11 protein-coding genes are annotated in these 12,218 nt (G+C 70.4%); 1 reads left to right on the plus strand and 10 read right to left on the minus strand.

Annotation, left to right across the window (positions count from 1 at the left end; all coding sequences use genetic code 11):
- Positions 1-18: 18 nt before the first annotated feature.
- The 4 genes from OG584_RS08760 to OG584_RS08775 form a co-directional block, all read right to left on the minus strand.
- A complete protein-coding gene (locus OG584_RS08760; protein WP_405776733.1) occupies positions 19-1,437 on the minus strand; it encodes a sugar porter family MFS transporter in 1,419 nt (472 codons plus the stop codon).
- A 130-nt stretch (positions 1,438-1,567) separates the two neighbouring features.
- Positions 1,568-5,425 carry an AAA family ATPase gene (locus OG584_RS08765; RefSeq protein WP_405776735.1) on the minus strand — a complete coding sequence of 1,286 codons (3,858 nt, stop codon included), beginning with the start codon at positions 5,423-5,425 and terminating at the stop codon, positions 1,568-1,570.
- 209 nt (positions 5,426-5,634) lie between these two features.
- Positions 5,635-5,850, minus strand: coding sequence for a hypothetical protein (locus OG584_RS08770; protein WP_164267867.1), 216 nt, complete (start codon positions 5,848-5,850; stop codon positions 5,635-5,637).
- A 390-nt stretch (positions 5,851-6,240) separates the two neighbouring features.
- A complete protein-coding gene (locus OG584_RS08775; RefSeq protein WP_405776736.1) occupies positions 6,241-6,522 on the minus strand; it encodes an acylphosphatase in 282 nt (93 codons plus the stop codon).
- A gap of 131 nt (positions 6,523-6,653) precedes the next feature.
- On the opposite strand from OG584_RS08775, the gene OG584_RS08780 reads away from it, so the two are divergent.
- The gene (locus OG584_RS08780; RefSeq protein WP_405776738.1) at positions 6,654-7,550 is read left to right on the plus strand and encodes a CAP domain-containing protein; all 897 of its coding nucleotides are present in this window, start codon (positions 6,654-6,656) and stop codon (positions 7,548-7,550) included.
- Between the two features lie 55 nt (positions 7,551-7,605).
- Here the strand turns inward: OG584_RS08780 and mutM are convergent, their stop codons facing one another.
- From mutM to coaD, 6 genes are all read right to left on the minus strand, one after another.
- Entirely contained in the window at positions 7,606-8,538 is a 933-nt protein-coding gene (gene mutM / locus OG584_RS08785) for a bifunctional DNA-formamidopyrimidine glycosylase/DNA-(apurinic or apyrimidinic site) lyase (RefSeq protein ID WP_405776740.1), read from the minus strand.
- Between the two features lie 102 nt (positions 8,539-8,640).
- Positions 8,641-9,444 carry a ribonuclease III gene (gene rnc / locus OG584_RS08790; protein WP_405776742.1) on the minus strand — a complete coding sequence of 268 codons (804 nt, stop codon included), beginning with the start codon at positions 9,442-9,444 and terminating at the stop codon, positions 8,641-8,643.
- A gap of 19 nt (positions 9,445-9,463) precedes the next feature.
- Positions 9,464-9,637, minus strand: coding sequence for a 50S ribosomal protein L32 (gene rpmF / locus OG584_RS08795; RefSeq protein WP_030753522.1), 174 nt, complete (start codon positions 9,635-9,637; stop codon positions 9,464-9,466).
- A gap of 2 nt (positions 9,638-9,639) precedes the next feature.
- Positions 9,640-10,284, minus strand: coding sequence for a YceD family protein (locus OG584_RS08800; protein ID WP_405783941.1), 645 nt, complete (start codon positions 10,282-10,284; stop codon positions 9,640-9,642).
- 210 nt (positions 10,285-10,494) lie between these two features.
- Complete coding sequence (locus OG584_RS08805; protein ID WP_405783942.1) at positions 10,495-11,595, minus strand: cell division initiation protein; 1,101 nt, start codon at positions 11,593-11,595, stop codon at positions 10,495-10,497.
- Positions 11,596-11,714: 119 nt separating this feature from the next.
- Positions 11,715-12,206, minus strand: coding sequence for a pantetheine-phosphate adenylyltransferase (gene coaD, locus OG584_RS08810; RefSeq protein WP_405783944.1), 492 nt, complete (start codon positions 12,204-12,206; stop codon positions 11,715-11,717).
- Positions 12,207-12,218 lie beyond the last annotated feature (12 nt).

Below are 12,218 nucleotides of genomic sequence, written 5' to 3' on the forward strand. Positions count from 1 at the left end.
CACGGTACGGGGCGGCCCTCAGCCCATCTCCTCCAGCGTCTTGCCCTTGGTCTCCTTCACGAAGAGCAGCACGAAGGGGATCGAGAGCACGGCGAAACAGGTGTAAATGACGTACGTCGCCGAGAGGTTCCAGTCCGAGAGGCTCGGGAAGCTGGCCGTGATCGCCCAGTTGGCGATCCACTGGGCCGACGCGGCCACCCCGAGCGCGGCGGCACGGATCTTGTTCGGGAACATCTCGCCGAGGAAGACCCAGACGACGACACCCCACGACATCGCGAAGAAGAACACGAACCAGTGGGCGGCGACGAGCGCCACCCAGCCCTGGAGGGACGGCAGCTTGCCGCCGACGAGGTGGTACGAGAACGCCCAGGCTTCCAGCGCGAGCCCGATGACCATGCCCACGGAGCCGATCAGCACCAGCGGCCGGCGGCCGATCCGGTCGACGAGGACCATGGCGACGACGGTGCCGATGATGTTGATGATGGACGTGGTGAACGAGTAGAGGAACGAGGTCGACGGGTCGATGCCCACCGACTGCCACAGGGTCGCGGAGTAGTAGAAGGCGACGTTGATGCCGACCAGTTGCTGGAAGGCCGAGAGGCCGATACCGATCCAGACGATGCGCTTGAAGTAGAAGCCGCCGCCCAGCAGGTCCTTGAACGTCGACTTGTGCTCGCGCTTCATGGCGAGCTGGATCTCCCGCACCCGGGCGTCGAGATCGATGTGCTCGCCCTCGACCTCGGCCAGCACCTTCCTGGCCCGTTCCTCCTTGCCCGCCGAGATCAGATAGCGCGGCGACTCGGGGATCGCGAAGGAGAGGAGACCGTAGATGACCGCCGGGATCACCATGACACCGAGCATGAGCTGCCAGGCCTCGACGCCCAGGAGCTTCCCGCGCTGATTGCCGTTCGCGGTCTGGAGAATGCCGTAGTTGACGAGCTGCGAGATGGCGATACCGATGACGATCGCCGCCTGCTGGAAGGACCCGAGCCGGCCGCGGTACGCGGGCGGGGAGACCTCGGCGATGTAGGCAGGCCCGATGACCGAGGCCATCCCGATGCCGAAACCGCCGATGATGCGCCACAGGGCCAGGTCCCACAGGGCGAAGGGGAGCGCGGAACCGACGGCGCTGATGGTGAACAGCACGGCCGCGATCTGCATGCAGCGGATACGCCCGATGCGGTCGGCGATACGGCCGGCTGTCGCCGCGCCGATCGCACAGCCGATCAGGGCGACGGCGATGACCTGGGCGAGCGTCGCCGAACCGACGTCGTACTTGCCGCGGATCCCCTCGACGGCCCCGTTGATCACCGAGCTGTCGTAGCCGAACAGGAATCCGCCCATCGCAGCCGCCGCCGTGATGAAGACGACGTGGGCGAGATGCTCCGGGGCAGCGGGGCTGCCTCCGGCCTGCGGTGTGTTCGCCGTGCTGGTCACATGAGCTCCTCGGGCCCGTCCGCGATGACGGCCATGGGGGTACGAGCCCCTCCAGTTGCGCACAGCTTCCGGACGCGCACCACTTGAGGACCGCTCCGTCTGAGGGCCACTCAGAACGGCCGGGGCGGGCTCAGCGCAGGCGCTGGCTGATCACCTTGGAGACTCCGTCGCCCTGCATGGAGACGCCGTAGAGGGCGTCGGCGACCTCCATCGTCCGCTTCTGGTGAGTGATCACGATGAGCTGGGAGCTCTCCTGGAGCTCCTCCATGATCCGGATCAGCCGCTGCAGGTTGGTGTCGTCCAGCGCGGCCTCCACCTCGTCCATCACGTAGAACGGACTGGGCCTGGCCTTGAAGATCGACACCAGCAGGGCCACCGCGGTCAGCGACCGCTCCCCGCCGGAGAGCAGGGAGAGACGCTTGACCTTCTTGCCCGGCGGCCGGGCCTCCACGTCCACACCGGTGGTCAGCATGTTGCCGGGGTCGGTGAGGATCAGCCGTCCGTCGCCGCCGGGAAAGAGCCGCGCGAAGACCCCTTCGAACTCCCGTGCGGTGTCCCGGTACGCCTCGGTGAAGACCTGCTCGACGCGTTCGTCGACCTCCTTGACCACCAGCAGGAGGTCGGCCCTCGTCTTCTTGAGGTCCTCCAGCTGCTCGGAGAGGAACTTGTGCCGCTCCTCCAGCGCGGAGAACTCCTCAAGGGCGAGCGGATTCACCTTCCCGAGTTGCTGGTACGCCCGTTCGGCCGACCTGAGCCGCTTCTCCTGCCCGGCCCGGTCGAACGGCACCTGCTGGTTCCTCGGATGGTCCGGGTCGTCGGGCAGCTCCTCCCCCTCGGCTGCCGGGGACGGCGGCACCGGCTGGTCCGGGCCGTACTCGGCCACAAGACCGGCCGGCTCCACGCCCAGCTCCTCCAGCGCCCTGGTCTCCAGCTGCTCGATCCGCATCCGCTTCTCGGCCCCGAGCACCTCCCCCCGGTGCACCGAGTCGGTGAGCAGGTCGAGTTCGGTCTTGAGCTCGCGGCCCCGGTTCCGCTCGGCGGACAGGTCCTGCTCCCGCCCGGCTTTCGCCGCGTCGGCCGAGGCCCGCTCCTGCTCGGCACGGACCAGGGACACCTCCACGTGGGCGAGCAGCTGACGCGCCCCGTCCGCGACCGCCGAAGCGACAGCGGCCTCGTGGCGCAGCCGGGCGCGGCGCTGTTCGGCGCGCGTCCTGGCCTCACGCTCGGCCCGCGCCCCCCTGTCGAGCGCCTCGGCCCGCCCCGCGAGCCCCTTCACCCTCTCCTCATGGGTACGGGCCTGCAGCCTGGCCTCCATCTCGGTCTGCCGGGCATTGGCCCCGTCGGCGGCGAGCCGGTCCCGTACGGAGGTGTCGGGCTCCTCCTCCATGGGTGACTCCTCGGCCACCAGCAGCCGTTCGGCCAGCTCCTCGGCTTCCGCGGTCGCGCGCTCCAGGGCCTCCTGGGCCTTGGCTGCGGCCGCCGCCGACCGCTCGGCCTCGCCGGCTGCCCCACGGGCCTGCCCGGCGAGGCGCCCGAGCTGCTGGGCGACACCGGACTTCTCGCGGTCCGCGGCACGCCGCAGCTCCGCGAGTTCCTCGACGAGCGCCGCGCAGTCGCCGCGCCGGGCGACGGCCGTCCGCTGCGCCCCGGCCAGCTCTTCGCACCGTACGGCCAGTTCCGCGAGGCCGGTGGCGGCCTCGTCCACGGACGCCTGCACTTCCAGGAGACTGGGCGCACCGGCGGAGCCCCCGTGTGCGAAGTGCGCGCCCAGGACATCGCCTTCGGCGGTCACCGCGGTCAGCTCGGGCCGGCCCGCGATCAGTTCCTCGGCGTCGTCGAGGGTTCCCACGACGACGATGTCGCGGAGCAGTCTGCGCACCCCGGGCAGCAGTTCCGCGGGGCCGGCGACCAGATCGACCGCGAGGGGGGCGGCGAGAGCGAGGGCGGCGCGGCCCGGCGGCGCGGCGTCCGGCGGGTGCGCGGCGCTCCCCGCCTGGCTCGCGGCCTGTCCCGGGACGGTCGCGCGGGGCGGACCGCCGAGGGCCGGGCCCCCTCCGGGCCCCGCATCCGGTTCCTGATCCGCTTCCTGCTGCTGACGTGGCTCCCGGCCCTGCTCCGCTTCCCGGCCCGAAGCCTCTTGCGGTCCGGGCGGAGCGGTGTGCGGCGGCTGCGCCCCGGCATGCGCCGACCGGGCTCCGCCGACCGCGGTGGCCGCGCCGGTGGCCTGGCCCGGCAGACCACCGGCGCCGGGTTCCCGCGACGGTACGGCGGCCACGCCCGGCAGCAGTGTCGCGCGGCCCGCTTCCTGCTTGCGCAGCTGCCGGATCGCGTCAGCGGCAGTGGCTGTGTCGCGCACCGCGAGCGCGTCGGCCGCGACCCCCAGTGCCGCGGCCACCGGGACCTCGTACCCGGCCGTCACCGTCAGCAGCTCCGCGACCGGGCCCAGCAGACCGGCCGGGCGGTCCTCGGCCCCCAGCAGCGCGCCGGTGCCGTCCTTGCGGCGCAGGCCGAGCGCCAGCGCCTCGTGGCGGGCCGCCAGTGCGGCGCGCTCGCGCTCCGCCGCGGTGGCCGAATCCCGGGCCGCGGTGAGCGCGGCCTCCGCCGCGGCCATTGCGGACTTCGCCGCGTCGTACCGGCCGGCCAGTTCCAGGTCGCCGGCGTCGAGCCCGTCGACCTCGGCCTTGAGCTGCTCGTACTCCTCCCGGGCCGCGGCAGCGCGCTCCTGAGCACCGTCACGTGCCTCGGTGAGCCGGTCGATCTCGGCCTGCGCCGAACCAGCCCGGCTGCGGGCCGCGTTCACCTGGCCGTTCAGCCGCGCGAGTCCTTCACGCCGGTCGGCGATGGCACGGGCGGCGTCCCTGAGTCTGCGTTCCTCGGCCGCGAGCTCCCGCTCCAGTTCGGCCCGGTGCGCCGAGGTGTCCTCCAGCGCGCGCTCCGCGGACTCCAGCGCCGCCTCCAGCTCCGCTTCCTGTTCGCGGATCCTGGCCGCCTCGCGCTCCATGTCCTCGGGGTCCCGGCCCCGCCGCTCCTCCTCGGGCGCCGCGGACGCGCTCTTCACCCGTGCGCCGGCGAGCGAGACCGTGCCGCGTACCCGCTCGGCCAGCTGCGACAGTTCGTACCAGGTCTGCTGGGCCCGCTGGAGGCGCGGGGCCAGCTGCCGCACCTCGTCCTCAAGGCCTGCCTCGCGCGAGAGCGCGGCCTTCAGCGCGGCTTCCGCCGTCTCTCTGCGCTGCTTCAGCGCGGCCTCGTCGGCGATCTCGCTCCGCAGGGCCCGGCGCATCGTCACCAGATCGTCGGCCAGCAGCCGCAGCCGGGCGTCCCTGAGGTCGGCCTGGATCACGGCGGCGCGCCGGGCGACCGCGGCCTGGCGCCCCAGCGGTTTGAGCTGGCGCCGCAGTTCGTCGGTGAGATCCTGCACGCGGGCGAGGTTGGCCTGCATGGCGTCCAGCTTCCGCAGCGCCTTCTCCTTGCGCTTGCGGTGCTTGAGCACACCCGCGGCCTCCTCGATGAAGGCCCGGCGCCCCATCGGATCGGCGTGCAGTACGGAGTCGAGCTGTCCCTGCCCGACGATGACGTGCATCTCGCGGCCGATCCCGGAGTCCGAGAGCAGTTCCTGGATGTCGAGCAGCCGGCAGGTGTCACCGTTGATCTGGTACTCGCTGCCGCCGTTGCGGAACATGATCCGGGTGATGGTGACTTCCGCGTACTCGATGGGCAGCGCACCGTCGGAGTTGTCGATGGTGAGCGAGACCTCGGCGCGGCCCAGCGGCGGGCGGCCGGTCGTCCCGGCGAAGATGACGTCTTCCATCTTGCCGCCGCGCAGCGACTTGGCTCCCTGCTCCCCCATGACCCAGGAGAGCGCGTCGACCACGTTGGACTTACCGGATCCGTTGGGGCCCACGACACACGTGATGCCCGGCTCGAACCGGAGGGTGGTGGCCGAGGCGAAGGATTTGAACCCGCGGAGGGTCATGGCCTTGAGGTGCACGCCGCCGGACTCTACCTTTCGCTGCCGGTTTCACCCGTGAAGGTGCAGGGCACATCAGACGTTGAAGGCAGCACGCCGAAGCAGACGGGGGCCGGGGGAAGCGAGCGGACAGAAAGAAGGGACGCCGAAGCGTCCCTTGCATATCCTTGCGCATTGGATCTCAAGCGGCTGTACGGATCAGCCCGGCCCGTGCCCTTGTGGGGTGTGGGTCAGGTGAGCGCAGGCTCCGCCTGGGGTACGTCCATGTCGATACCGTCGAGCAACGAGTCTCCGTGGTGCTGAACAGCGGCGGCCAGCGCGTCATTCTCGGACTGAATCCGTACAAGCTCGGACTCGAGGTCCTGGACGCGCTGCTGAAGCCGTCGCATCTCGGAGAGAAGTCGCGGGTCGGAACCGCCGACGTAACCGAGAAGCGCCTTTGCCATGATGGATGGTCCTCCACACTGAGTGACCGACCGGGGAGTGGTGGGTCGTAGGGGGAATCGCACCCGCGGAACTCGGCAGCCTCTGTCTTCGTGCTGTTTCCTTGCGTTTCCCGCTGCCGAGCAGCTGAGGTGCGCGGGGCTTCCAGAGTCTCACCAAAAAGTTTGACGGTCAACACGATCACACCCCGTATCGATGGGCAGACCCGGGGGCTCGCGCCGGAACATGTCCGGTGCGGCTCTCCTGCGGGGCCCAGGGGGCGCGGAGATCATTCCTACTGCCGGAGCCTGGCACGGGGAGCGCTACTTGGCAACCACCAGGCATTTTCTGCCCACCGCATATGTCAGCGGCAGATCAACGAGGCCCCACGTCCACCCCTGGGCCGGGCCGCTTCAGCGGATCGCGAAGGTCTGGTACCCGCCGCGTGGAGTGTCCCAGATCTCAGTGACACCATCGACGCGCCCGGGTGTGTCGGACGACCTCAACCACTCCAGGAGAAGGCGGCACCTCTCGCCCGGCCCTTCGGCGACAACCTGCACCCTGCCGTCCTCAAGGTTGAGGGCGAATCCGGTGAGTCCGCCGATCCGCAGAGCGTTCGCCCTGGTGAACCAGCGGAATCCCACGCCCTGCACCTTGCCGCGCACCCAGGCGGTAAGCCGTACATCTTCGTTCATGTCTGCACGCTAACCGGCCAATTGCCCCGGCAGCACCTCGCCTCCGGGCCCCATGGACTACAGTCCCGAGCCAATGAGCCTCACCCGGACGGGTGAGCCACGTCGAGCCGAGCGAGAGGAAGGCACCGCGTATGGGACGCCATCGTCGCTCCGCCGCCGCACCTGCCGCCGTTGAATATCCGGCGGGACCCGAAAGCGGCCGCAGGAACCACGGCAGGGGCCGGGGCACCACGCCCGTACGCACCGGGCTGCTGGGAGTGTCGGCAGCCGTCGCGGTGGGTGCCGTGGCGATGGCCTCGGGGCTGCTGCCCGGCGGCGGCTCCTACGCGGTGGACGGCTCGGGCGGCAGCGACCAGGTACGTGCCGACGGAGTACCGGACCTCCAGGCCCAGGGCGGATCATCGGCCTCACCGGCATCCGGCGCCCCGTCGTCCCCCGCCGCGCCGTCCGCCACCCGCGCACACGCCCCGTCGGCCTCACCCTCCCCGCGTACTCCGAAGTCGTCCGCCGTGCCCTCGCAACGGAAGAAGAGCAGCCCCGCCACCCGGAGCGGGTCGCCCAGCGCCGCCCCGGCCAGAGCCGCGGCGCCCGGCGCGGCACCCCGGCACACCACCGAGGCCACCGCTCACACCGACGCTGCCGGGAGCGCCGAGAGCACCGCCGCAGCCTCGGTTCTGAGCCTGGTCAACCAGCACCGGGCGCAGGCGGGCTGCCGGCCGTTGCGGCCCGACGCGGCTCTCGCCTCACTGGCCGGGTCCTTCAGCGACGAGATGGCGTCCCGGGGCTTCTTCGACCACACCGATCCCGACGGGGCGACCCCGTGGGACCGGGCGGACAAGGCGGGCGTGCAGCACCTGGGCGGCGAGAACATCGCGCGCGGGCAGACAGACGCCGCCTCCGTGATGGACTCCTGGATGAACAGCCCCGGCCACCGCGCGAACATACTCAACTGCGACTTCAGGACGCTCGGCGTCGGTGTCCACTTCGGTACCGGCGGCCCCTGGTGGACCCAGGACTTCGGCTACTGAGATCCGGCCGCCGAACAGAGTCCGGCGCCCCTCCACCCGGCCGCAGGGACCGGGATCAGGCGCGCGGCCCGGCGGGCGGGCGCTGGCAGCGCGGGCAGAAGTAGCTGGAACGGTTCATCCAGGGACGGCGGCGCATGGGGGTGCCGCAGCGGCGGCACGGTTCGTCCTCGCGTCCGTAGGCGTCGAGCGACCGGTCGAAATAGCCGGATTCGCCGTTCACATTGACGTAGAGGCTGTCGAAACTGGTGCCGCCCGCGGCGAGTGCCTGGTTCATCACGTCCCGCACGTGACCCAGCAGTTCCGCGGTCCGGGGGCGGGTGAGCGTGGCGGTGGGACGCTCGTAATGGAGCCGCGCGCGCCAGAGCGCCTCGTCCGCGTAGATGTTGCCGACCCCGCTGATCAGCGACTGGTCGAGCAGGGCGCGCTTGACGGTGGTGCGGCGCAGCCGCAGCGCCGTGTGGAACGCGGCGTCGTCGAACTCCTCGTCCAGCGGGTCGCGCGCGATGTGCGCGATGACGTCGGGCAGCCCGTCGGGGGTGTTCGGGTGCAGCGAGAGCCCGCCGAAGGTGCGCTGGTCGACGAAGCGCAGCTCGGTGCCCTGGATGTCGTCGAACCGGAGCCGGATCCGCAGGTGCTTCTCGTCGGGGGCCGCCTCGGGCTGGACCAGGAGCTGCCCGCTCATGCCGAGGTGCCCGAGTACCGAGTACCCGGCGTCGGGCTCCGGACCGCCGGCGGTGACGGCGGTCGAACTGCGGGTGCCCGTTCCCGCGGCCGTGCCGGTGTCCTCCAGGGGCAGCCAGAGGTATTTGCCCCGGCGGCGGGCCACGCCGAAGCGGCGCCCGCGCAGGACCGCGGCGAAGTCCGCACCGCCCGCCGTGTGACGGCGCACCGCACGCGGGTGCAGCACCTGCACTTCGGCGACGGTACGGCCGGCGACCCAGCGTTCCAGTCCGCGCCGTACGACTTCGACCTCGGGCAACTCGGGCACGCTGCTCCTCCGGGGTGGATCACCGTGAACGGTGAGGGCTGAGAGGGACCATGAAAGAACCGCCCGTCCCCCGGAGGGGACGGGCGGGGAAAGAAACCGGCGTCAGGCCGAGGCCGTGCCTGCGGCCGGAGCCGAAGAGGTGTCGGCGTCCTCTTCGGGTTCGGCGGGGGCGGCCTCGGCCGCCACCGCGCGCTCTTCCGCCGCGGCGCTGATCGCGCGCCACGCGGACTCCGCCGCCTGCTGTTCCGCTTCCTTCTTGCTGCGGCCGGTGCCGGTGCCGTACGAGACACCACCGACGCGAGCAGCAGCGGTGAAGGTCTTCTCGTGGTCCGGTCCGGTCTCACTGACCAGATATTCCGGGACCCCGAGACCTTCGCTCGCGGTGAGTTCCTGGAGGCTGGTTTTCCAGTCCAGGCCCGCACCGAGGTTGGAGGACAGCTCGATAAGGGGGTCGAAGAGCCGGTGTACCAGCTCGGACGCCGCTTCGAGGCCCTGATCGAGATAGACGGCGCCGATCACCGCTTCCAGGGTGTCGGCGAGGATGGATGCCTTGTCCCGCCCGCCCGTGCCTTCTTCGCCCCGGCCGAGCCGGATGAAGAGACCGAGTTCGAGGCCACGGCTCACCCCTGCGAGCGCACGCGAATTGACCACCGCCGCCCGGAGCTTGGCCAGCTGGCCCTCCGGGAGATCGGGGTGGGTGCGATAGAGCGTGTCCGTGACCACCAGACCGAGCACGGAGTCCCCGAGGAACTCCAGCCGCTCGTTGGTGGGCAGACCGCCGTTCTCGTACGCGTACGAACGGTGGGTGAGCGCACGCACCAGAAGGGCGGACTCGAGTGTGTACCCGAGCCGCCCTTCCAGAAGCGTGTGGGACGAGGCATTGTCCGTCTTGTTGACGTCAGACATTGCGCCTCTCACCAGCCGCTCAGACCTCGAGGACCTGGCGCTTGTTGTAGGTGCCGCAGCTCGGGCACGCGATGTGCTGGAGCTTCGGCTCCTGGCAACGCTCACACGCAACCAGGGTGGGGACCGCAGCCTTCCACTGCGACCGGCGGTGGCGCGTGTTGCTGCGCGACATCTTCCGCTTCGGAACAGCCACGGCTACTTCTCCTGCTTCTCGTCGACGCCAGGTTCGGCGCCGTCAACGTTGTCCTTCTCGTCGACCTGGCCGGTCCCGACGAGTCCCTGCAGCGCCGCCCAACGTGCGTCGACGGCGTCATGGTGGTGACCGGGTTCGTCGTCGAGCCTGATTCCGCATTCGGAACACAGACCGGCGCAATCCTCCCGGCACACCGGCTGCATCGGCAGTGCGAGCACCACCGCATCACGCAGCACGGGTTCGAGGTCGAACAAGCCGTCCTCAAGGGGGGTGATTTCCTCGTCCTCGTCGTCGGCACTGTCAGCCGGGTCCGCCTTCTTGCTGCGGCCCCGGTCGTCGGCTTCGGGGTACGAGAACATCTCCTGGAAATCCGCTTCGAGCTCTCGCTCCAGCGGCTCCAGACACCTTACGCACTCCCCCTCGGCGGACGAACGGGCGGTGCCTGTGACAAGCACCCCGTCCATGACCGACTCAAGGCGGAGCTGCAGTTCTACGGGAGCGCCTTCCGGCACTCCGACGACCCCGGCTACGCCGAGGTCCTTGGGCGCTGCGACCGAGCGGGTAAGCCGCTGGAGCGCACCGGGACGCCGGCCCAGCTCGTGTGTGTCGAACACGAGGGGGTTGCGGTGGTCGAGGCGGGCGTTCAGGGCTCTTCCTGCTTTCGGATCGCTGAAGACTGGGGAAGGAGGCGCCGCCTCTTCGGAATCCGTCCGGGAGACCGTCGGAACGGGCAGCACGGATCACGGAGGTACGGGCGACCGAAGAGCCAGGATACTGGACCGGCCGCCATAGACCCAATCGGCCCCTTCGGGCCCCGGGGCTCCCTGCCCGCGGGCGCCGCAGCCCCCGGACACGGCCTAGCGCCCCTGCTCGTACTCCCGCAGCTGATCCAGGTTGATCATGCTGGTGTCGAAGAGACTGGTCTCGTCGAGGGCGCCCTGCTGCTGGGGGTGCTGCGGCTGCTGAAGCTGCTGAGCGTGCTGGACCTGCTGGGACGGGTCGGACTCCGGGTAGCCGTAGCCGTCCTGCTGCTGGGCCTGCTGATAAGCGTACGGATCGTGCTGGTAGGCGTACTGCTGCTGCTGGTACGCGTACGGGTCCTGGGGCTGCGGCTGATAGCCGTACGGGTCGTACATCTGCTGGACCGGCATGTCCACGGGCTGCTGCGGGACCGCGTCCGGCGGAAGCTGGGCCGCCATCGGGGCGGGCGCCTGAGCGGGCAGCTGGGCCGGGGCCTGCGGCTCGGCCAGGTCCGAGAGGAAGTCCGCGTCACTGCTGTGCCTGCGGCCCATCTCGTCCTGCTCGGCCATGTGTACACCGAGCTCGTCGGACGCGACCCGGCCGTGCAGCTTCTGCCTGCCCCGTCCCACGGCTTCGAGGGTCTTCGCCATCACGGCCTCGAAAGCACCGAGCTTGGTGTCGACGTACTCGTCGGCGCGCATCCGCAGCGTCTCGGGGTCCTGGCTGCGCTCCGGCGCCTCCGGGTCCTCGTAGCCCTGGTCGTCGAGGCCCGGACCGCGGCCGAGCAGCTTCTCGCGGCCCCGGTCGACGGAGCCGATGGTCTTGGTGAGGACGACCTCGAAGTTCGCCAGCTTGGAGTCGACGTAGTCGTCCGCCTCGGCGCGGATCTCGTCGGCGTCGCGCCGGGCCTCGGCGAGCACCCGGTCCGCCTCGTCCTGGGACTGCCGGGCGACCTCGGTGTCGGAGATGAGGGAGCCGCGCTGGGCGTGGGCCGCCTCGATGATCCGCTCGGCCTCGTCACGGGCCTGCTCGACCAGCTGCTCACGGCCGCCGATCAGCTCCTCGGCCTGCGCCAGGGAGCCCGGTAGCGCTTCGCGGACCTCCTGGAGCATCGCCAGCAGCTCGGCGCGGTTGACCACGCAGGAGGCCGACATGGGCATGGACCTGGCACTGCCGACCGTGTCGACGATCTCGTCCAGCTTCTTCTGCACGTCCACCGTGTGCGCCACCTGTTCTTCCGGCCTGGAGACGGACGGGGACGACTGTACGGCCAGTCGGCGCCCGCCCGACACCTGGTGACGGTCCGTCAGTCAACCGTCGGGTCAGTGTCCGTCCGTCACCCGGCGTCCCGCTTCTCGCCCAGCCGCTTCGTCAGAGCCTCGCGGACCAGCGGGGGCAGCAGATGCGAGACATCCCCGCCCCAGGTCGCGACCTCTTTGACCAGGCTGGAGGAGAGGAAACTGTAGGTGGGGTTGGTGGGGACGAAAAGCGTCTCGACGCCCGAGAGGCCGTTGTTCATCTGGGCCATCTGCAGCTCGTAGTCGAAGTCACTGACCGCGCGGAGCCCCTTCACGATGGCCGGGATGTCGCGCTGTTTGCAGAAGTCGACGAGAAGGCCGTGGAAGGACTCGACCTCGACGTTCCCGAAGTCCGCGGTGACCTGGCGGATCAGCTCCATCCGTTCCTCGACGGAGAACAGACCGTGCTTCGACTGGTTGATCATCACGGCCACATGTACGACGTCGTACAGTCTGGAGGCGCGGGCGATGATATCGAGGTGTCCATTGGTGATGGGGTCGAATGACCCCGGACAGACGGCGCGGCGCAACTGAAGTCCCTC

Source organism: Streptomyces sp. NBC_00859, from assembly GCF_045161865.1.
In the GTDB taxonomy this organism is placed as follows: domain Bacteria; phylum Actinomycetota; class Actinomycetes; order Streptomycetales; family Streptomycetaceae; genus Streptomyces.